The 21,077-nt window shown below is 42.2% G+C and carries 14 protein-coding genes; 5 read left to right on the plus strand and 9 right to left on the minus strand.

What is annotated here, in order from left to right; all coding sequences use genetic code 11:
- Positions 1 to 89: 89 nt before the first annotated feature.
- The 6 genes from KTR07_RS02160 to KTR07_RS02185 form a co-directional block, all read right to left on the minus strand.
- Positions 90 to 1,934: a BACON domain-containing protein gene (locus KTR07_RS02160; RefSeq protein ID WP_011109190.1), complete on the minus strand. Its 1,845-nt coding sequence runs from the start codon at positions 1,932 to 1,934 to the stop codon at positions 90 to 92.
- Positions 1,935 to 1,943: 9 nt separating this feature from the next.
- On the minus strand, positions 1,944 to 2,963 hold the full coding sequence (locus KTR07_RS02165; RefSeq protein ID WP_070750183.1) for a BT_3044 domain-containing protein: 1,020 nt from the start codon (positions 2,961 to 2,963) through the stop codon (positions 1,944 to 1,946).
- Positions 2,964 to 2,990: 27 nt separating this feature from the next.
- Complete coding sequence (locus KTR07_RS02170; RefSeq protein ID WP_008764489.1) at positions 2,991 to 5,042, minus strand: RagB/SusD family nutrient uptake outer membrane protein; 2,052 nt, start codon at positions 5,040 to 5,042, stop codon at positions 2,991 to 2,993.
- Between the two features lie 18 nt (positions 5,043 to 5,060).
- Complete coding sequence (locus KTR07_RS02175; protein ID WP_016268367.1) at positions 5,061 to 8,150, minus strand: TonB-dependent receptor; 3,090 nt, start codon at positions 8,148 to 8,150, stop codon at positions 5,061 to 5,063.
- An 18-nt stretch (positions 8,151 to 8,168) separates the two neighbouring features.
- The gene (locus KTR07_RS02180) at positions 8,169 to 9,656 is read right to left on the minus strand and encodes a hypothetical protein (protein ID WP_008759970.1); all 1,488 of its coding nucleotides are present in this window, start codon (positions 9,654 to 9,656) and stop codon (positions 8,169 to 8,171) included.
- Between the two features lie 828 nt (positions 9,657 to 10,484).
- Entirely contained in the window at positions 10,485 to 11,147 is a 663-nt protein-coding gene (locus KTR07_RS02185) for a Crp/Fnr family transcriptional regulator (protein ID WP_054959787.1), read from the minus strand.
- A gap of 135 nt (positions 11,148 to 11,282) precedes the next feature.
- Here KTR07_RS02185 and KTR07_RS02190 point away from each other — a divergent pair, with 135 nt between their 5' ends.
- Positions 11,283 to 11,882, plus strand: a complete 600-nt coding sequence (locus tag KTR07_RS02190) for a MarC family protein (protein ID WP_008759972.1) — start codon at positions 11,283 to 11,285, stop codon at positions 11,880 to 11,882.
- 7 nt (positions 11,883 to 11,889) lie between these two features.
- On the opposite strand, the gene KTR07_RS02195 is transcribed toward KTR07_RS02190, so the two are convergent.
- A complete protein-coding gene (locus tag KTR07_RS02195; RefSeq protein WP_113748935.1) occupies positions 11,890 to 12,558 on the minus strand; it encodes a rhomboid family intramembrane serine protease in 669 nt (222 codons plus the stop codon).
- A gap of 215 nt (positions 12,559 to 12,773) precedes the next feature.
- On the opposite strand from KTR07_RS02195, the gene KTR07_RS02200 reads away from it, so the two are divergent.
- The 3 genes from KTR07_RS02200 to KTR07_RS02210 are packed head-to-tail and all read left to right on the plus strand — an operon-like array spanning position 12,774 to position 17,399.
- Entirely contained in the window at positions 12,774 to 14,711 is a 1,938-nt protein-coding gene (locus tag KTR07_RS02200) for a glycogen debranching enzyme N-terminal domain-containing protein (protein ID WP_217315032.1), read from the plus strand.
- Positions 14,712 to 14,728: 17 nt separating this feature from the next.
- Positions 14,729 to 16,003: a glycosyltransferase family 4 protein gene (locus KTR07_RS02205; protein ID WP_008759975.1), complete on the plus strand. Its 1,275-nt coding sequence runs from the start codon at positions 14,729 to 14,731 to the stop codon at positions 16,001 to 16,003.
- Between the two features lie 13 nt (positions 16,004 to 16,016).
- Positions 16,017 to 17,399 carry a glycoside hydrolase family 57 protein gene (locus tag KTR07_RS02210; protein WP_022471536.1) on the plus strand — a complete coding sequence of 461 codons (1,383 nt, stop codon included), beginning with the start codon at positions 16,017 to 16,019 and terminating at the stop codon, positions 17,397 to 17,399.
- Positions 17,400 to 17,607: 208 nt separating this feature from the next.
- Here KTR07_RS02210 and KTR07_RS02215 read toward each other — a convergent pair whose 3' ends face one another.
- Together KTR07_RS02215 and KTR07_RS02220 are read right to left on the minus strand one after the other, a co-directional pair.
- Entirely contained in the window at positions 17,608 to 19,227 is a 1,620-nt protein-coding gene (locus KTR07_RS02215) for a DUF4270 domain-containing protein (protein WP_055216873.1), read from the minus strand.
- A gap of 19 nt (positions 19,228 to 19,246) precedes the next feature.
- Complete coding sequence (locus KTR07_RS02220; protein ID WP_008759978.1) at positions 19,247 to 20,083, minus strand: glycogen/starch synthase; 837 nt, start codon at positions 20,081 to 20,083, stop codon at positions 19,247 to 19,249.
- 142 nt (positions 20,084 to 20,225) lie between these two features.
- Here KTR07_RS02220 and panC point away from each other — a divergent pair, with 142 nt between their 5' ends.
- Positions 20,226 to 21,074 (plus strand): pantoate--beta-alanine ligase, encoded by an 849-nt coding sequence (panC, locus tag KTR07_RS02225; RefSeq protein WP_055216874.1) that lies wholly within the window; start codon positions 20,226 to 20,228, stop codon positions 21,072 to 21,074.
- Positions 21,075 to 21,077: the final 3 nt, after the last annotated feature.

Below are 21,077 nucleotides of genomic sequence, written 5' to 3' on the forward strand. Positions count from 1 at the left end.
ATAAAAAAGTAAGACTGGCGAAGAACTCGATAAGAAAATGTGTCTAATCTGATCTTATTTTGTTCTTCGTCAGTCTTTTCTTGTTTTACTTAAATGCCTAGCTGTTCTCTTGCCCAGGCTTCATCATGTCTTATTCTGTAAAGGTATATTTCGGACATATTCCACCATGCACTGCCTGCGACAGTATAATCCAATGGATCTTTGTCACGGCGAGCCGTAGGAGTAAATCGGATATAGTTGTAAGCTTGCTTTCCACTCACATTGTTTTTAGCTGTGGCATGGCCACCGTTTGTTGTCGGCAGATTGAATTCTTCATTACCCATACTTTCAAAGAACTCACCGTTCATACTTCCATATATTGTTGCGGCTTTTACGTCACCTCCGTTATTCACTCCGCTTTGACGTGCATCATATTCAAAACAAAGGTCCTTTAATGGCTTGTTCAGTTTGATCTGGACATAATGTGCTTCTGTTGTAACAGGAGCATTCCACTTGGTATGATAATAAGTATTCACCTTCCCGTCAATCAATGCCGGTAAACCGCCTCCGTCTCCGACATGATTAGCATTGTCGGAAAGCATATCGATAGTAAGAGTAACACGTTCCATTTCGGAAGCTTCGCCGGAAATGCCTGTTATTGTTACCGGACTATCTGTCTCCATACCAGTCGGACCATAGGTGTTGATAGTAAATGAGTATTCACCTGCACATTGGTAAGTATCATCTATGATATAGGATGTTGTCTTATAGTCATTTATTAAGATCTCTTTATTTTCTTTCGTGACTTTATCGTAATAGGTAATCTTTATCTTGTTGAAGTCTACATCTTCAGGTATCTCCCATTGCAGCTGAATACTTCCGGCTCCCGGAGTAGCAGTAGCATTGATCACATTTAAAGGAGGTGTCGCGATAAATCCGGCCTGTTTTACTGTGACTACGAACTGACTTGGTACTTTGTCGGTGCTATTGGTACTCTTGAAGGTTATCTTTCCTTCACGAGGTTGATTCTCAACTTCAGTGTTGGCTTTAATGATAAAGCTTTCGGAGACATCACGCAGTGCTCTTGAAGCGGGTAATGATACTGGAGTGATCCAGGATTGGGCGGATTCTTCGACTTCATAGGTATATGACACTTCACCGGCAGGAGAATTTACTTTGAAAGGAATAGTGATTGTTTCTCCCATTGCTTTCACTTCATAGATCTTCTTGTCTTCATCGATTTCGACTATATAACCTCTGGGTTGTTGCTTTATCAGGAAAGAAGCTGTATAGCTGTAATTCTGGGAAGACTGGAGGATAATCGTACAATAACGTACGTCAGTCTCGGTGCTTTTATCCAGCGTAAATTTCAGTTCCTGTTTGTTTACGTCTTCCGCTGCACGCGTCTTTGCATCAAATGTGGCAGGTTGCTCTGCCAGACGTATCCAGTTGCAAGTGTCTGGTATAATGATATTATCCAGATTCAGGTTGGTCGCTACAGGAATTGTCAATGTTTCTCTTTCTGCATCTATTATTTCTACATATCCTTCCTGTTGTAGCTTGTCACCTATAAGGATGGCCGGTTCTTTACCAAACTGCGAGACAGTGATGGAATAGCTTTGATGACCATAGGCTACAGTGATTTCTGCCCGGCGTTGTTTGTATATATTGTTTGCACTGGCAGATACGACTACTTTGCCCTCGTGTTGTACTACCTTGCACCATTCTGCATTGGACTGGGCACTCCATCTGTCGAGTGGTACATTGGTCTGCACTTCAATTTCATGTTCTCCTCCCAGAAGTGGGAAAGTGATAGGTGCCTGACTTTTATCAGGAACTACGAGCGTTTCTACTTTAAACTCGGTTTCGTAATCGGGCGAACAAGAGATAAGTCCGGAAGCAATTCCGAATATGCTTGCGAGCCCGATGATTAATATATTTTTTTTCATACTCATTTGATTTGATTACAAGTTATCTACTCTTGGGTTAAATTCATATCGTAGTTTGGCTTTCACTTCCCGGTAAGGGGCGGTGGATTCCAGGCGATATTTATAATGCAGACGGAACTCTTTGTAATAAGTGGCACGTCCGTCGGGAGTACGGATAGCGTTTAACAGGAATGTGTTGTCGTAATCATCGATTGGGGTAAGTTGTACTACATCGACCGGATCCACTTCCACATCATTAACTCTGTCATGCGCTCTGATGGTAAGTTCTCTGGCCTGAGGATTCTCCGGTTGCTGCTCGCCAATTTCCAGAATGATACTCTTAGATACAATTCTGCTTCTTGCTGTCTTATAATCGCCAAGATCTTCATCACCTGCCATCATGCGTACCGAATTGGCACCGATCGGGAATACTTGATTGGCATTTGTCGGTCTACGGACTTCGGGACTACCACTGGGGTTAGGAATTACAATCGTACTGCTTGTATAATTGTAGTAGGTAGAAGTCTTTGTCGTTGCGTAATAGTTTTCTTTATAGATACGCAATAATACATGACTTTTATCCGGATTATAATTAGGTGTTTTTTTCGGATCTATCTTGTAATCCAGAAAATAAATAGAATCCGGTGAAATCCTTTCCAGATTTTTCAGATAGATCGGAAACATTACTTTGGAAGTGCCTGCCTGAATATCCAGTTCCTTATTGGGAAAATCATAGCATTCATCGGGAAGCAGTTTGGCAAATTTTTCTTTTTCTATATCAAAGTTGGATTTGTTGTATGCTTTCAGCAAAGAGTCCGATTCCAGAAGAGCTACATGGTGTGTGTTAGGGCTTATTTGTGAGCCGCTAACCGTGGCAACCAGATAGATCGTATCTTTTTCTTGTCCTACATTAGCCACCTGCCGGTCGTAGATCAGACTCGAATTACTGAGTAAGCCTACTTCGTTCCGGTATTGTTCCTGGTCGAAATCGTATTCATTGCAAGCACTCAATACACCTATAAGGGTGCAGAGCATTATATTAAATTTCTTTTTCATATTCAGTCTGTTATTCATGTTTTGATATTATCTGTCCCATCCGAAATTCTGGTCGGCATTGGGAACCTTCAGCAATTCATCATGGCGGATCGGTAAGAATACCATTTTAGGCAGTGCAATGCGGTCTCGCACATTTTGTGTATTGATCGTCACAATATTCCAGAATCCTTCATTACCGTTGGCATTTGTACGGTCTTTTGTCACATCCAGTCCCCGCCAGTTGGAGCTGTTGGCATCTTCGTCCAGATAGGTTCCCCACCTGCGCGTATCGAAATATCGGTATCCTTCGTTAAAGAGCTCTACCTGACGTTCATTACGGATGATTTTTTCAAAATTGTCTGCTTCTGCCATGTCGTTGGCATCTACTCCCGGCAAGCCGACGCGATAACGTATCATGTTGAAATATTTAGCCATTTCTGCCGGATCACGGCTAACGGTTTCCTCAATAAGTGTACCTGTATTGTCGGATACTTCTACGGTCACTGTACCTTCTACACGGTTCAATGCTTCTACATATTCCAGTAGCACTTCACCATAACGAATGATAGGGAACGGTTTAGGGCTGGTGACGAATGCGCCTTTTACACTCCCTTTGCCGTTAGCCCATGAGTCGTCCGGATGAATGTATTTGACGGGAACATAACCGCTGACACTGTAGTCGTTTACGTTATTTCCGGCACCGGCAATTCCGGCATTGGTATCATCGTGAGAATACCAGAATTGCTGATTGACGTAGGAGGCGTCGGTAGAAGCTGAACTCATCGGCCAGTAGCGACCCGGAAAACCTATCGAGGCATAGAAGCGTGCCGAACGATTGGCGTACATCATAGGTACGTTTTCCCTTAGTAGGTATGTCCCCAGTTTTTTGGATTCGCCGGTGAGTCTGCTGAAGTCCGGTTCATATGGATATTCTGCCGATGAATTATGAATAGTCCGCCCATCTGCCATCAGATAGCAATCAATTACCCTCTGCGGCACAGACATTGAACCCCATCCGCCAAACTTGACAGGGAATGAGTGATGGGTATAGTTAGTGACGTTACTGGATTCCATCGCCCAGATGAATTCTTTATTAGTCTGTATGATACCTTCTCCTGTGAACATGTCGGAGTAAGAGTGATAAGGATCGATATTGCCTGCTCCGTCAGGGAAGTTAGCAGTAGGGACATTGGAGGCCAGAGGATATGGGTTCTGGGCATCTGCTTCCACTGTATGTAGCTCGTATCCCATTTTGGTCAGCTGTTTGGCGGCAGCTGCTGCAACGGCCCAGCGTCTCGGGTTATACTCTTGATTGACATAGTAGGCTCCGTCGCTTTTACGTTTCCAGGTCCCGAAACATTTACGGGCTGCAGCTCCGCCATTGAAAAGCGGTGAAGCCTGGAAGAGGCGCAAACGGGCGATGAGTGCCATGGCTGCTCCTTTGGTCGGACGTTGATAATAGTTGACGCTTTGCTCATCCGCTGAATAGATGCCTTGAGTTGCCAGTCGGAATTCATCGCATATATAATCTACAGACTCATCATAGGTAGCCCGTTCGCGATTATAATATTCGGCAGGTTCGGAGGTGCTCAGTTCTTCATCGCCCACGATAATCAACGGTCCCCAGTTCATCAAAAGATGATAATAAGCGTACCCACGCATAAAGTGAACATATCCGATATAACGTCTTCTGTCCATTTCGTTCATATCAGGTACATTGTAGACTTCTTTGAGCATTTTGTTACATCTTGCTACAATGACATACATGTCGTACCATTGGTTTTGGATAGGCAGATTTCTGCTGTTGATGGTACCTACGGAAAATTGTAGTCCCCAAAATTCATTTGTCTGATATTTAAGTGTTATTTCGTCCGAAGCAGATTCCCCCGGATTCCAGGAATTTCCCCAGATAGCCCCTGCGTCGGGAAAACCTTTCGGAGTGTTCCAGAGATAACCTTCAGCATTTTTCTTGCTGTGAAAGATGGAGTCTTCTTTGAAAGTAGCTTCGAAGTATGGGTCTACATCCAGAAAATTGCAGGAACTGAGTAGTAGTGTACTTCCTACTGTTGCTCCCAATATTATTTTGAATAACTTTTTCATGAGTGTTCTATATTATTTTTAGAATTTAAGATAAACCTGGAACGTGTAAGTTGCCGGTATCGGATAAGCGGCCCCGTTTGCAGATGCCTGTTCCGGATCAAAATACTTCACTTTGTCGATAGTAAAAAGGTTGTTGGCAACAAACTCCAGATCGACAGAAGATAGTCCTGTCTTTTTTATCCATGGAGTCTTCAGGTTGTACTTCAGACTGAGTTCCTGAAAGCGCAGGAAAGAACCGTTCCGTTTCCAGAAAGAGGAAAGCTGGGAGTTGTTCGTATTACCTCCGTAGGAGAGACGTGGGAATTCTGCATGGGGATTTTCCGTAGCGGTGGTGCCTGAATACCATGCGGGCGTCCATCTGTTCTTGGGATTGTTGGCCAGCTTGATAACGTTGCCGAGTTCTCCGTTATAGAAGGGAATCCATCCTGCGTCATTACCGAGTCCCGAACGGTAGTAGTCTACTTTTGCCGAACCTTTGAAAAGGAAGCTGAGGGTTAAGTCTTTCCAATGAAAATCGGCTCCGAACCCATACATTACCCGGGGGAGTTGGTTGGAATAGGACAAAGGTACTTTGTCATCGTCATTGATAATACCGTCTCCATTTACGTCACGATATTTGATATCTCCCGGACGAATGCGGCCGAATCCGCTTTGGTCGGCACTTGTGTTGATTTCTTCTTTACTGGAGAAGAGACCTTCTGCAATATATCCGCGAAGGATGTTAAAGGGTTTTCCGGTTACACTCAGATAATCATAAGGTAACTTGTTTTCTTCATAGTAATCAATAATATTCTGAGAGAAAGTGTAATTGCCGCGTACAGTGAAGCTCATGTCTTTATTGATCTGGTGGAAGAATTCGAAGTTTCCGTCAGAACCATAGCTATGCATTTTTCCTACATTTGATTTCGGGACGGTAACCATACCTACAAACTTAGGCAGCGTCACACGATCCTGGAAGATGTGATCACGTGTATCGCGGAAAAAGTCAACAGTGACAGAGAGCTTGTCGTGGAAGAACTTGGCATCGATACCAAAGTTGAGTTTCTTTGCTACTTCCCATTGAAGGTTGTCGGCTCCTTTCACAGTTTCTGTAATACCCCGTTCACGATATCCCCAGTAAGAGGCGGCATTGTCATTGATTAATGTCAAATAAGGGAACCGGTCACCACTGATCTGGTCATTACCTACCTGACCGTAGGAGCCGCGGAACTTGAGGAAGCTTAACCAGGGAATGGCCTCATTGACCCAGTTATAGGATGTCGGTACCCAGCCTACAGCAATGGAAGGGAAGAAACCGAATCTTTTTCCTTTTTCGAATTGCGCAGAACCTGTATAACCGAAGTTTGCATCAATGAAATAGCAATTGTTATAGCCATAGGAAACACGTCCTGATAAGTTTTGACGTCGTTGAGGAATGGCATTAATACCCATTGCGTCATAGTCCCATTGGGTGTTATGAACATCTTCCATGTAATATAAAGCCAATGCTCCTAGTGAGTGCAAACCAAATGTACGGTCCCAGTTGGCTTTGGCTTCCATGTAGTATTTTCTGTATCTGTTGTTATTTTGTGTATATTTCATGTTCTCTTTGGCAGTACGCAATGTTTTGATGAGTACCCCTTGTGAACTTCTTCCTGTAGCGCGGTAGAGGTCAGGCCATATGTAACGTCCTTCATTGAAATAATTGATATTTTCGCTCATCGCTTGTACCGACGCTGTCATTCCTTTCAGGAATCCTCCGAATTCCTGTTCAAGTTTGAGTGTAAGCATATTACGCTGAGTTTCATCTTGCGTGTATCCGGTGTTATTTAGCATGACATACGGAGAAGCAAGGTCATGTTTTCCATAAGAAGGGAAGGTACCGTCTGAATAGGTTTTAGGAAACATCAGTGGAGTTAGCTGACGGACTGCTGACCATACCGTATTCGTGTTTTGTCCACCCGGGCTGGTATAGTTGGAAATATATCCGTCCAGACCAAAATAAACTTTGGTTGTTTTGGTCAGATTCATGTCAATATTGGCACGATAGGTTATTTTTTTATATGACAAAGGCTTTTTGAACAGGTTGTCTTCCTGCCGGTAGGCCGCTCCTTCATCCTGATACCCTAATGAAAGATAATATCTGGCTATGTCGCCTCCTCCTTGTGCATTGATGTAATAATTCTGCTGGATAGATGTGCGTTTCATTATTTCATCTATCCAGTTAACATCCGGGTAGAGGTCTTTATCCAAATTGTATTTTATCAGATCCAGTTCCAGACGGGAGTAAAGGTCGTCTTCACCCGACATGGCACGTGCCTCATTGGCAAGGAGAGCGTAGTCATAAGCTCCCAGGTATTCGGGCAGACGTTTGATGTGCGATACTTTTAATGTTGCTCGTCCTGTGATGGTAAGTTTGCCTGTTTCTCCACGTTTAGTGGTAACCAAGACCACGCCATTGGCACCTCGGGTACCATACACTGCGGTGGCGGAGGCGTCTTTCAGGATACTGAACGATTTTACATCATCAGGATCAATGTCTTCAAGGCGGCCTTCGATACCGTCAATCAGCACTAATGCACCGGAGCTGGCTCCGAAAGTACTGATACCACGAATCCAGAAGTTGGAGATGTTTTTTCCCGGTTCGCCCGAACTCTGCATGGTGATGACACCAGCCAACCGTCCGCCGATCATGTTGTTGAGGGAAGTACCGGGAGTACTGAGCTGGGCTACATCAATGGTACTGATTGCACCTACTACTGATATCTTTTTTTGTGAAGTCATACCTGTGACCACTACTTCGTCAAGCTTGGTGTCATCTTCTTCCAATGTAACTTTGAGTGTCATTTCATCTTTAGTCACCAGTTTCTCGATAGATTTCATTCCAATAGCCTGAATGACTAATATTTGGTTGGCATCTACTTTGATACTGAATTTACCATCCATATCTGCTGAGGTTCCCACTCCCGGTGCATTCTTAACATAAATGGTAGTACCCGGTAGCGGTTCACCGGTTTTGTCTATTACAACCCCCGCTACAGTAAACTGTTTTTTCTTATTGTCTTGACTGTAACTCGTCAGCGGTATAAGCGCCATGATCAGTACAATCAGTAGAAAATTATTTCTCATATTGTATTTTGTATAAGGTTATTCAATGGATAATTTACGAATCACTTTGTTCTGTGTGTCGGCTACATATACAATAGTTCCATCACTGTTGACTGCTACTCCGCAAGGGAAGTGGAATTTGGCAATTTCCGGACCTCCATCCTTATAACCTTCCGCTCCCGGCAGACCGATAGGTGTGGTTACGGCTGCTCTTTCTTTCGGCATAGTAGTATCTATTACGCGGATGCAGGAATTACCACTGTCAGCAATGTACATTTTTCCGTCGTCGGTGAAACAAATCTGGCGCGGGTGTCTGAATTTGGCGTTCTTCAGCAAGCCGTCTTCCCAGCCCTTCCCGTTCATAACTCCTTCGTAGATTGCTTTTCCTGCGTATGATTCTCCGTTATAAGTGTCTTTATCTTCCGGAGTGATCTTGGATACGTCCACTCTCCAAATCTGGTGAAAATCTGCAAGAGATACATAGAGTACGTTTTCTTCTCCTTTAATAGGGCTGAATGCGATATAGGAGTCACTTCCTGCTTTGCCGCCGTCGCCTGTTGCTACATTAGATATTTTTTTTAGCAAAATTTCTGCTGTACGGTTTTTAGGATTGATTCGAACCAATTGCCCTTTCCACATGACCGTATAGATCATATGATCCAGCTTGTTGATTACAAAGCAATGCTTCCAGTTGTTTTCGTCTACGGTGCTGAGTTCTTCTGATTTCAAGACTGTTCTATATCGGGGAACATAATTTAGAAGTTTTTGCATATCATAATATTTCATGCCGGCATCATCCGGAATGTAAACAGCTTCAGCATCTTTTTCATCAGAATAAGCCGGTGCATTAATATATGCAGTTCCATATTTTAATACAATGGAAGAATTGCTGGCGATGGAAATCATTGAAATGTTTCCGTTTACGCCTTCACCTTTTTCATTACGGCAGGTTGTGTTTGGTTGTTTGTCTTTTCCACTGTCTCCTTTACGGTCTACCACAAATATATTGTCTTCACCGTCTATACAGAGATAGAAAGGAGAGGAGAAAGTACATGTGGCAAGGTCACCACCAACGGTGTTTATATTATTGTCCGGTGATGCAAGTCCTGCTACCGTACTAACACTGGTTTGTGTCTTGTATAGGAATTGGTCTGGTGCTTTGCCTATGTATTCTTGACCGTCGGGTGTTCTTCTTTCTACAAGAATATTCATCTCTCTTTTGAAGGTGAGTCCTTTGGGAACAAATGCATAGATTCTGCTACCGTTACTGCTGACTAATCCGGCAGGATGTCTGATCCCGTCTACATCTTCAAAATAGACTTTCATGCCAGTGGTGTCTGTACCGAAGTTGCGGCCTTCGATGATCATCGGAGTGGCTATACCTCCGGAATCAGGATAAAATTCTGTAATCTCAATAGGCTGGTTTGGGTTGAACCCGCTGCTTCCATTGATGTCGTCATCTGAACAGGAAGCTAACCACGCGAAAGCTGTAATGAACAGCGTCCAATAAACTCTTCTTTTTCGCATTGTTTTTCTGTGATAAAAGGTTAATAATTAGATTGGTTAAAAAAAAGTGATAGGGAAACCTACTCTTGTGTGTCTACTATGTGGGTAGAACTAGGGTATGCATACAAGGGGTATACGTTTGTTTTTGTATGTATGAGTAAGTTTGAAAATATATGGGTGTGTTTGACTGCTATTATTCATCTTCTTAAATTGGGGGTATTGAAGTTGATAATGAACTCAGAATACATATCATACCTATTCTGATCTGTGCTGAAATAAAAGTAAAAAATGAGATCAAATTCTCCGGTTTTGAAAGGCGGAGGGCTGTTGCTAAGAGTTTTCATAAATGTTAATTTAAGGTTATAATCATATTGATTAATTGGGGCTAAGTCGTAATAGGACTTGGTATGTATGTGTATAAGTGTCTTATATATAATTGATTAATTGGTTGATGGATGCTTGGGATGACAATTTATGAACTATATAGTAGAATTGAGATTCTAAAAAAAAGGTGTTTGTTGATAATTAAAATAAAAAAGATATTGTATTTTTCGATTTTATTAATAACTTTACACCGTCTTAGAATAGTACATGTACTTAATAACCTTTGAATAGCCTATGGAAACAGTAGAAAATATACTTTGGGGTATAAAAATACCAAGTCCTATTACGACTTCTTCAAAATTATTCAATTTGGCATAAGGTCTCTATTGCTCTCCAGAATGAAAAGTAATGCAATTAATTTAAATAATTAGGTCGATTTTTCCTTTGAAAATAATTAGAAGACTGTTCTTTTGACTTTTTTCTACCTTATATATATTAGATTGTTCTACCCAAACTGTCAATCTCTTAAAGTAGTTTTTGAGCATCCGGAATCAGAATCTCTTTTCTGTGCAACTCGATTAAACCATTATCCTGTAGTTCATTCAGTGTTTTAGAAATATTTAATCGAGTATCATCCAGACAACGCGCCAAATCGTCCATCTTTACTTTGAAAGTCTTTTCCCCTTGCGGTTTTTCGCAATGTGACAGAAAGAAACGGATAATTTTGCTTTTTAAATCCAGCGTGGGTTCATCCCATAAACGGGAATAGAGATTTTGCGCCCGGTTGCTGACGATATTCATATAGTTGAGGCGGAAGATGTCATATTTGAACAGATCACTGAGTACGAATGCTTTGCTGATACAAACAGTATGCACTTCCGTATGTGCCACATAAGAAGAAGCATAGTTGGTATTCATACCGAATAAAGACTGAGGTTCTATCAGATAGGGAGCTTCGATTTGTTCGATGACCGTATAAATGTTTTCTTTTGCATTGGTGACAATAGAAATCTCACCTTTCAACAGAAAACAAAGTTGGGTACAGGGATTACCACTCTTTATGATGGTTTCCCCAGCTTTATGTTTGATAAAGTGCAGCTTGACTTTATCCAGAATACTAGTGAAATCTTCATGACAAAGCCCCTGAAATAAAGGTAATTGGAGCAAAGTATCGAACATTGTTTCCATACGTTGTAATCTCTTATTAATCGTACAAATTTACTCATAATACAACACTGCTATCCACATATCCCCTTTCTTTTTGTTTTTTTTATTGTTTGAATGCATAAAAATAGAGTATATTTGCAAAAAAAAGGAGGAATTATGTTCACGGGTTTTAATTGGCAGCAAATGATCAGTGCGTTTATCGTACTTTTTGCAGTAATAGATATTATCGGCTCTATACCTATTATTATTAACCTGAAGGAAAAGGGGAAAGATGTGAATGCAACAAAGGCTACTGTCATCTCCTTTGCCTTACTGATAGGCTTCTTCTACGCGGGTGATATGATGCTGAAACTTTTTCATGTAGATATCGAATCATTCGCCGTGGCGGGCGCATTCGTTATTTTTCTTATGTCTCTGGAAATGATTCTGGATATAGAAATCTTCAAAAATCAGGGGCCGATAAAGGAAGCGACACTCGTTCCGCTTGTCTTCCCGCTGCTGGCAGGGGCCGGAGCTTTTACTACGCTTCTTTCGCTTCGTGCCGAATATGCCAGTGTTAACATAATCATTGCCTTGATACTGAATATGCTATGGGTCTACTTTGTAGTAAGCATGACCGGACGTGTGGAACGTTTCCTCGGAAAAGGGGGAATCTACATCATCCGTAAGTTTTTCGGTATCATCCTGCTCGCTATCTCAGTAAGGTTGTTTACTGCTAATATCACTTTATTGATTGAGGCATTGCATAAGTCGTAACCGGGATTTATGAGGTAATATCCGTAGAGTCGGTTGTATTGTGATCGTTGATATCTTCTTCCGGAGATTCTTCTTCTTCATCCGTTTCGTCCGCAAAAGGTTCTGGTCGTTGAGGCCCGTGGTTCAAGAAACCGAATGCACAGAGTGTTCCCATGATACCCCCGCTGAGATGTCCTTCCCACGACATATTGGCGGGAGAGAAGTAGGGGAACATATGCCAGATGATTCCTCCATACAAAAAGGTGACAAGCAGTGAGATGGCAATCAGAGGAACATATTTCCGCAGGATACCACTGAAAAAAAGAAAGAAGGCAAGTCCGTAAATCAGTCCGCTGGCACCGATGTGCCATCCCGGTTTGCCGATAATGAAGGTCAGCAGTCCGGCTCCGATCCAGATGATCATAAAAATACGTCCGGCTATCCCCCTGTAGAAATAGAACAAGCACCACGATAAAAAAAATAGCGGCAACGTATTGGCCAGCAAATGGCTGAACCCGCTGTGTATCAGCGGATGAGTCAGAATACCCGTTATTCCTCGCTTTTCCAGAGGGTATATCCCCATGTGAGAGAAGTCCCAGCCCATGCCGACTTCAACGATCTTTAGCAGAAATAGGATAAAAATTAGGAACAACGGCACCGCTGTAGCCAGCATGATACGCTGAATATCTCGCTTCATTACTTTCCTTTCTTTAGATATTTTACGCAATACTACGAATATTTGCACAAAAACTGAAAATAAAAAGCCTTTTTATTTTTGTTTTTATCTAGAATTTGTACATTTGGGCATTATACCTATATATACAATGCTCAGGCTGGTATATATACAGAACAGCAATAGATATATATAAGGAATATAGTGACCAATAATTAACCTTTAAATAATGCACAACTATGAGTTATTTACGATTTGACAAGACCCTCATGACGAATCTGGAAGAAAGTCTCCAAAGGGAGATTCTCCGGACGAACAAAGCAGGAGCTTATCATTGTACAACGATTGTTGATTGTAACACACGCAAATATCACGGACTGTTGGTAATTCCTGTTCCCAATATCGACGATGAAAATCATGTGCTGCTATCTTCTCTTGATGAAACGGTAATTCAACATGGTGCTGAGTTTAACTTGGGGTTGCATAAATATCAGGGAAACAACTTTAGTCCGAATGGACATAAGTATATCCGTGAATTCGATTGTGAGCATATCCCGGCGACAACTTACCGTGTTGGAGGAGTAGTGTTACGCAAAGAAAAAATCTTTGTACATAATGAAAACAGAATCCTGATTCGTTATACTTTGTTGGACGCACACTCGGCGACGACGTTGCGCTTCCGACCGTTCCTCGCTTTCCGGAGCGTACGAGAGTACACTCACGAGAATGCGCAGGCAAGCCGCGATTATCAACTTGTGGAAAATGGTATCAAGACTTGTATGTATCCCGGTTATCCGGAACTGTTCATGCAGTTGAACAAGGCTTGTGAGTTCCATTTCCAGCCCGACTGGTATCGTGGATTCGAATATCCGAAAGAACAAGAGCGAGGCTACGACTTCAATGAAGACCTATATGTTCCGGGATATTTTGAAGTGGATATAAAGAAAGGAGAAAGCATCGTTTTTTCTGCGGGTACTTCCGAAGTGACTCCGCGCAGACTGAAGCAGACGTTCGAAGCCGAAGTGGCTGACCGTACGCCTCGCGATAGCTTCTATCACTGTCTGAAAAACTCAGCCCATCAGTTCCATAATCAGCAGGAGGGAGAACATTATATCCTTGCCGGTTATCCGTGGTTCAAGTGCCGTGCTCGCGATATGTTTATATCCTTGCCGGGACTGACACTTGCGCTGGACGAGGTGGATCAGTTTGAAGATGTGATGAAGACAGCGGAAAAAGCGATTCGAAGCTTCATCAATGATGAGCCGGCAGGATACAAGATTTACGAGATGGAACATCCGGATGTACTGCTTTGGGCCGTATGGGCTTTGCAACAGTATGCCAAGGAGACCTCCCGCGAACAATGCCGTCAGAAATATGGCGAACTGCTGAAAGATATCATCGAATTTATCCGTCAGCGGAAACATGAGAACCTCTTCCTGCATGAAAACGGATTGCTTTATGCCAATGGCACCGATAAGGCGATTACGTGGATGAACTCCACCGTAAACGGACATCCGGTGATTCCCCGTACGGGATATATCGTAGAGTTTAATGCTTTGTGGTATAATGCGCTTCGTTTCGTTGCCGATCTGGTTCGTGAAGATGGAAACGTTCTTCTGGCCGATGCGCTTGACGTACAGGCGGAAGTGACGGGAAAATCATTTATCGAAGTGTTCCGCAACGAATATGGATATTTACTTGACTATGTAGACGGAAATATGATGGACTGGAGCGTACGCCCCAACATGATATTTGCCGTAGCATTCGATTATTCTCCATTGGACCGGGCGCAAAAGAAGCAAGTGCTCGACATCGCAACCAAAGAGTTGCTCACCCCCAAGGGACTCCGTACCTTGAGCCCGAAGAGCGGGGGCTATAACCCTAACTATGTTGGTCCTCAGATACAGCGTGACTACGCTTACCACCAAGGCACAGCCTGGCCTTGGCTGATGGGATTCTATATGGAAGCCTATCTGCGAATTTATAAGATGAGTGGTCTGTCGTTCATTGAACGCCAGCTTATTGGTCTCGAAGATGAACTGACAATTCATTGTATCAGTTCGTTGCCTGAACTTTTCGATGGTAATCCGCCTTTTAAAGGACGCGGAGCTGTATCGTTTGCCATGAATGTCGCCGAAGTACTGCGTATTCTAAAGCTACTGTCTAAGTATTATTAAAAAGAGGAGGAACGAAAATGAAAGTTTTAATGTTTGGATGGGAGTTCCCCCCGCATATCTTAGGAGGGTTAGGGACTGCCAGTTATGGTCTGACAAAAGGAATGTCTCAGCAGGATGATCTGGAGATTACATTCTGTATTCCCAAACCATGGGGAGACGAAGATCAGAGCTTTTTGAGAATTATCGGCATGAACAGCACGCCGGTAGTGTGGAAAAATGTCGGTTGGGACTATGTGAAAGGACGCGTAGGCAGTTATATGGACCCGCAATTATTCTATGACTTGCGCGATCATATCTATGCCGACTTCAACTATCTCAATACGAATGATCTGGGATGCATCGAGTTCTCCGGACGTTATCCGGACAACCTGCACGAAGAGATCAATAACTATTCGATCGTTGCCGGGGTGGTAGCACGTCAGCAGGAGTTTGATATCATTCATTCTCATGACTGGCTGACTTATCCGGCAGGGATACATGCCAAGCAAGTATCTGGTAAGCCATTGGTGATCCATGTGCATGCTACTGATTTCGACCGTAGTCGCGGCAATGTCAATCCGACAGTGTATGCCATTGAGAAGAATGGTATGGACAATGCCGACCACATCATGTGTGTGAGCGAACTGACCCGTCAGACTGTGATCCATAAGTATTTTCAGGACCCGAAGAAGGTGTCTACTGTGCATAATGCCGTTTCTCCTTTGTCACAAGAGATACAGGATATTGTTCCTCAAAAGAATCCGAGCGAAAAGGTCGTTACTTTCCTGGGACGTATTACCATGCAGAAAGGACCGGAATACTTTGTAGAGGCTGCAGCAATGGTATTGCACCGTACGCGCAATGTCCGTTTCGTAATGGCCGGTAGTGGTGATATGATGGATCAGATGATTCGTCTGGTAGCCGAACGCGGTATTGCGGACCGTTTCCATTTCCCCGGTTTTATGAAGGGAAAGCAGGTGTACGAAGTGCTGAAAGCCAGTGATGTATACATTATGCCTTCTGTATCTGAGCCATTCGGTATCTCTCCGTTGGAGGCTATGCAATGTAGTGTACCTTCCATTATATCCAAGCAATCCGGCTGTGCCGAAATTTTGGATAAATGTATTAAAACGGACTACTGGGATATTCACGCTATGGCGGATGCCATTTATTCTATCTGTACTTACCCGGCTATGTACGAGTACCTGAAAGAAGAGGGTAAGAAAGAAGTGGATGAGATTAAATGGGAGAACGTGGGATATAAAGTTCGCGGTATCTATGATGAGGTTATTAAAAATTATGGTAAACAATAAAATGATATAGACTATGAGAACGATCTGTCTTTATTTCGAAATACATCAGATTATACACTTGAAACGCTACCGTTTTTTCGATATCGGCACCGATCATTATTACTATGATGACTATGCAAATGAAACCGGTATGAATGAGGTTGCCGAACGATCTTATATACCTGCTCTCAGCACGTTGATCGAGATGGTGAAAAACTCGGGAGGAGCTTTCAAAGTGGCGCTTTCTATTTCCGGTGTGGCATTGGAGCAACTTGAAATTCATGCTCCGGCGGTGATTGACTTGCTGCATCAGTTGAATGATACCGGTTGTTGTGAGTTCCTTTGCGAACCTTATTCACACGGCTTGTCATCTTTGGCTAACGAAGACTGCTTCCGTGAAGAAGTGCTTCGCCAGCGTGATAAAATGAAACAGATGTTTGGCAAAGAACCGAAGGTGTTCCGCAATTCCAGCTTGATTTATTCGGATGAAATAGGTGGACTGGTAGCTTCTATGGGCTTTAAGGGAATGCTGACGGAAGGTGCAAAACATGTATTGGGATGGAAGAGCCCGCACTATGTATATCACTGCAATCAGGCTCCGAGTCTCAAATTGCTGTTGAGAGACTTTAAACTTTCTGATGATATAGGATTGCGTTTCTCCAATTCGGAATGGCCGGAATATCCATTATTTGCTGATAAGTATATTAACTGGATTGATGCGTTGCCACAAGAAGAGCAAGTGATTAATATCTTTATGGAATTAAGTGCATTGGGTATGGCTCAGCCGCTTTCTTCCAATATCCTGGAATTCCTGAAAGCATTGCCCGAATGTGCTAAATCAAAGGGTATCACGTTCTCTACTCCAACAGAGATTGTATCTAAATTGAAATCTGTATCTCAACTGGATGTTCCTTATCCAATGTCATGGGTGGACGAAGAAAGAGATACAAGCAGTTGGCTGGGTAATATCCTGCAGCGTGAGGCTTTCAACAAGTTGTATAGCGTAGCAGAACGTGTTCATCTGTGTGACGACCGTCGTATCAAGCAGGACTGGGATTATCTGCAAGCCAGCAATAACTTCCGTTTCATGACTACCAAGAATACAGGTATCTGGCTGAATCGTGGTATCTATGACTCTCCTTACGATGCCTTTACTAACTACATGAATATCTTGGGCGACTTTATCAAACGAGTAGATTCACTGTATCCTGTTGATGTAGATAATGAAGAGCTTAACTCTCTGCTGACTACTATTAAGAATCAGGGTGAGGAGATAGCCGAACTGCAAAAGGAAGTAACCAAATGGCAGGCAAAAGCTGAAAAAGGAGCTGCAAAAGCTCCCAAGAAAGTCGCTGCGAAAAAAGAACCAGTAGCTAAAGCTACTCGCAAGAAAGCTACTGCAAAGAAAGAAGAATAAGATAATAATAAATTAACTGGTTGTAACCGTGGGGAGATGGGAATCACCTCACGGTTGTTTTTTATATTGCGATGTTATATTGGAATGTTATATAGGAATGGGATTGTCCGAAAAGGGCTTGTTTGCTATTAATTCCAGTGACAGGTACATATAAAATAAACAGCGCGAATTACCGAAGTAACCCGCGCTGTTTATTTTATATATCTTTTTAGTTTGACTTAGTTGTTAATCCGAAGTCTGTAGAAATAACTTCAAGTTTCAACTTGTAATTCTCACCACCTGGATTTTCTCCAGCTTCTCCACCTTTCAGACGTACATAACCAGGTTTTAAGTCATGTTGTATTCTAATAATATTAGCCTGACCGGTTGTAGTGTTTGAAGAGTCATAAGTCACAAGTACAGGTATAAGTACTACCTTATTCCAATCTGGATTTTTTTGTAACCAGTCAGCTTCATTCCATTCACTACCCTTTGCTTTCTTAGCCTCTTCCTTTTCTGCAATGCAGGCATTTACCAATTTGGTGATGTTGCTGAATACATATTGATTTGTACTACTTGTATGTGAAGTTAGATAAGAAGATACACCATCGCTCAACTTATTGTCTTTAAAGAAGCTATCCTGGAATTTCTTGCGTACAAGCATTACAGTAGATGGTATAGACATGCCAAACTTCTTGTCACTTGATTGATTGTAATTAGTGAATGTCAGTTTTACTGCATTTAAGGTATCGCCAGTTAATTCGTTCTCTATGTCAGAAATTGGTAATGTAGCTTCAGTGAATATACCTGCCGGACTTTTTAAATAAGTACAGGTTTTTTCATTTATTCTTTCATTAATGGCTTGTTCGTCATTACTTAATTGATTAGCCTGAATAATTTCTCTGGTAGAAGCAAATTGACGCCAAGTATAATAGGTTGAATCGTTAACTCCATCTTGCTTTTTTAATTTAATGCCTGTGATGGAATCTGTAGCATAACATTTGTATACTACTCTCATTTGTACTTGATCTACATAAAGTACTGTTCCGTCACCATAATCGCTTTTTACGTAAATCCCTGGAAAGGCTTTTCCAAATAACTGATTATTAAATTTTTTTCCAGCTGCTCTTGATGCTTCTAGAATATTTTTGCCCACTTCTTTAGCTCTGTCTTCTTTAAAAGCAACGTGAATATAGGGTACGTATGTACTTGAATTACGGTCTTCTTCAGATAGGGAGTAGTCTACGGCTGTATAAGCTTTTGTTCCTAAAAGATTCTGGCTATCATAGAATTCTTCAGGAATAATATTTGTATAATACGCATTATCTGTGTTTAGTGTTTCTTTATTATCTCCACCTAATTCATAAACACTCAATCTACAAGCAGTCAGTGAGTCACCGAAATAGTTATCATACAATAAGAAAAGTTCGGTAGTACGTATGTTGCCAATAGGATTACCTTGGTCATCCTTAATGATTTCAATCGTTTCGTCATCTTCATTAGTTATAACCATTTTTCCTGTAGCTGAGATAACTTTACCGCTAGCATCTTTCTTTTCTGTATATACTTCAGGAAAAGTTAAGCCATCCGGACAATTCAGTTGAGCAAGGAAGCCTGCCTGATAAGTACCGAATGTTTCATCAGTGAACTTTCCAACATATCCGATGTTGGTTTTGGCATAGATCTTTCCAGTAGGAATTGATTTAGTAGTTACATCAAACGTGGATAACTTTCCTTTGATATTTTGGTCATTGCCCGGGAACATTCCTAATCCCAGTCCGCCTGTATTATCATCGCATCCGAAAAATGTGATTGCCAGTAAAGCTATCAAGGCATATTTTGCTTTCATGATTGTCGTATCTAGATTTTTATTCTTCTTCTTTATTTGTAGTGGTTTCCCATACCTGATCGTAGAATTCGTTGCAAGCGTTTGCGTAGTTTTCCGGATCCTGATAATCAAGTACCAGTTTGCCTGATTGACGGGCGTACTCAATGATTGATTCGTCTACCTTTGCGCTGTTTTGTATGATTCCGTCAGAATAATCAACGGCAAGTTTACAAAGTGCCGCATAGTCTACCGGTTCCTTCAAACCAGCCAAATCCTTCTTGGTGATGCCTTTCAACATCAGTTTGGTTGCAAAATCTTCACTGAGCGTATTCTTGAAATCATCTTCATATACCGAGAATACAACTTTAGCATCACGGAACGAGGGTTCGTCCTTGTAGGCCTTCTTAATATAAAGAGGAGCCAATGCCGTCATCCATCCATGACAGTGGATGACGTCGGGACACCAGCGAAGTTTCTTCACTGTTTCCAGCACACCGCGTGCATAAAAGATAGCACGACTGTCGTTGTCATCGTATTCCACACCATTTTCATCCGCTGTCTGCAAGCGATTCTGGAAATAATCATCATTATCGATGAAATATACCTGCATACGTGCGGATTGAATAGAAGCAACTTTTATAATAAGGGGGTGATCAGTATCGTCGATGATCAGGTTCATACCGGAGAGGCGAATTACTTCATGCAGTTGATTTCTGCGTTCGTTAATGTTTCCCCATTTAGGCATAAATGTCCTGATTTCACGGCCTTTTTCTTGTATTGCCTGTGGAAGGTTTCTACCTATATTGGCCATTTCGGATTCTGAAACGTAAGGTGTAATCTCTTGAGTAATAAATAAAACTTTATTCGCCTTTGTCATAATAACAATAGTTCACTATAATATTCTGCAAAGATAGCAAAAAAAAGGAACTTTAAATACCATATTCTTTCTTTATGTGGCAAATATTAGTTTATTTTGCAGAGTTTTTGCAAACGACCAAAACATAAACCAATTAACAAAAATGAAAGTAATACACACTATCAAGGACTTACAGGCCGAATTGACGGCACTGAGAGCCCAGGGTAAGAAGGTAGGACTGGTACCCACAATGGGTGCTTTACATGCAGGACACGCATCACTGGTAAAGCGCAGCGTAAGTGAGAATGGTGTAACAGTAGTGAGTGTTTTTGTAAATCCCACTCAGTTTAACGATAAAAACGATTTAGCAAAGTATCCGCGTACACTGGATGCTGACTGCCGCTTGTTGGAAGATTGCGGTGCAGCATTTGCCTTTGCTCCTTCAGTAGAAGAGATGTATCCGCAGCCGGATACGCGTGAATTCAGCTATGCTCCGTTGGATACGGTGATGGAAGGGGCTTTCCGTCCGGGGCATTTCAACGGAGTTTGCCAGATTGTCAGCAAGTTGTTTGACGCGGTGCAACCGGATCGTGCTTATTTCGGAGAGAAAGATTTCCAGCAACTGGCGATTATTCGGGAGATGGTTCGTCAGATGGATTATAAACTGGAAATTGTAGGTTGTCCTATCGTTCGTGAGGAAGACGGACTAGCTCTGAGCAGTCGGAATAAACGTTTATCGGCACAAGAACGTGAAAATGCTTTAAATATTTCTCAGACATTATTTAAAAGTCGTACCTTTGCAGCATCTCACACAGTGAGTGAGACGCAGAAGATGGTAGAAGAGGCGATAGAGGCTGCTCCGGGATTGCGTTTGGAGTATTTTGAAATCGTTGATGGAAACACGCTGCAAAAGGTAAGCAGTTGGGAGGATTCTCAGTATGTAGTAGGCTGTATCACAGTGTTCTGCGGAGAGGTCAGACTGATTGATAATATCAAGTATAAAGAAATCTAAATT

The sequence above is a fragment of the Bacteroides sp. MSK.20.82 genome, assembly GCF_019052485.1.
Classification (GTDB): Bacteria; Bacteroidota; Bacteroidia; order Bacteroidales; family Bacteroidaceae; genus Bacteroides; species Bacteroides thetaiotaomicron.

Bases quoted from the DNA above. Each gene is read 5' to 3' on its own strand.
- KTR07_RS02160 (WP_011109190.1), bottom strand. From the start codon at position 1,934: ATGAGTATGAAAAAAAATATATTAATCATCGGGCTCGCAAGCATATTC.
- KTR07_RS02165 (WP_070750183.1), bottom strand. From the start codon at position 2,963: ATGAAAAAGAAATTTAATATAATGCTCTGCACCCTTATAGGTGTATTG.
- KTR07_RS02170 (WP_008764489.1), bottom strand. From the start codon at position 5,042: ATGAAAAAGTTATTCAAAATAATATTGGGAGCAACAGTAGGAAGTACA.
- KTR07_RS02175 (WP_016268367.1), bottom strand. From the start codon at position 8,150: ATGAGAAATAATTTTCTACTGATTGTACTGATCATGGCGCTTATACCG.
- KTR07_RS02180 (WP_008759970.1), bottom strand. From the start codon at position 9,656: ATGCGAAAAAGAAGAGTTTATTGGACGCTGTTCATTACAGCTTTCGCG.
- KTR07_RS02185 (WP_054959787.1), bottom strand. From the start codon at position 11,147: ATGGAAACAATGTTCGATACTTTGCTCCAATTACCTTTATTTCAGGGG.
- KTR07_RS02190 (WP_008759972.1), top strand. From the start codon at position 11,283: ATGTTCACGGGTTTTAATTGGCAGCAAATGATCAGTGCGTTTATCGTA.
- KTR07_RS02195 (WP_113748935.1), bottom strand. From the start codon at position 12,558: ATGAAGCGAGATATTCAGCGTATCATGCTGGCTACAGCGGTGCCGTTG.
- KTR07_RS02200 (WP_217315032.1), top strand. From the start codon at position 12,774: ATGAGTTATTTACGATTTGACAAGACCCTCATGACGAATCTGGAAGAA.
- KTR07_RS02205 (WP_008759975.1), top strand. From the start codon at position 14,729: ATGAAAGTTTTAATGTTTGGATGGGAGTTCCCCCCGCATATCTTAGGA.
- KTR07_RS02210 (WP_022471536.1), top strand. From the start codon at position 16,017: ATGAGAACGATCTGTCTTTATTTCGAAATACATCAGATTATACACTTG.
- KTR07_RS02215 (WP_055216873.1), bottom strand. From the start codon at position 19,227: ATGAAAGCAAAATATGCCTTGATAGCTTTACTGGCAATCACATTTTTC.
- KTR07_RS02220 (WP_008759978.1), bottom strand. From the start codon at position 20,083: ATGACAAAGGCGAATAAAGTTTTATTTATTACTCAAGAGATTACACCT.
- panC (WP_055216874.1), top strand. From the start codon at position 20,226: ATGAAAGTAATACACACTATCAAGGACTTACAGGCCGAATTGACGGCA.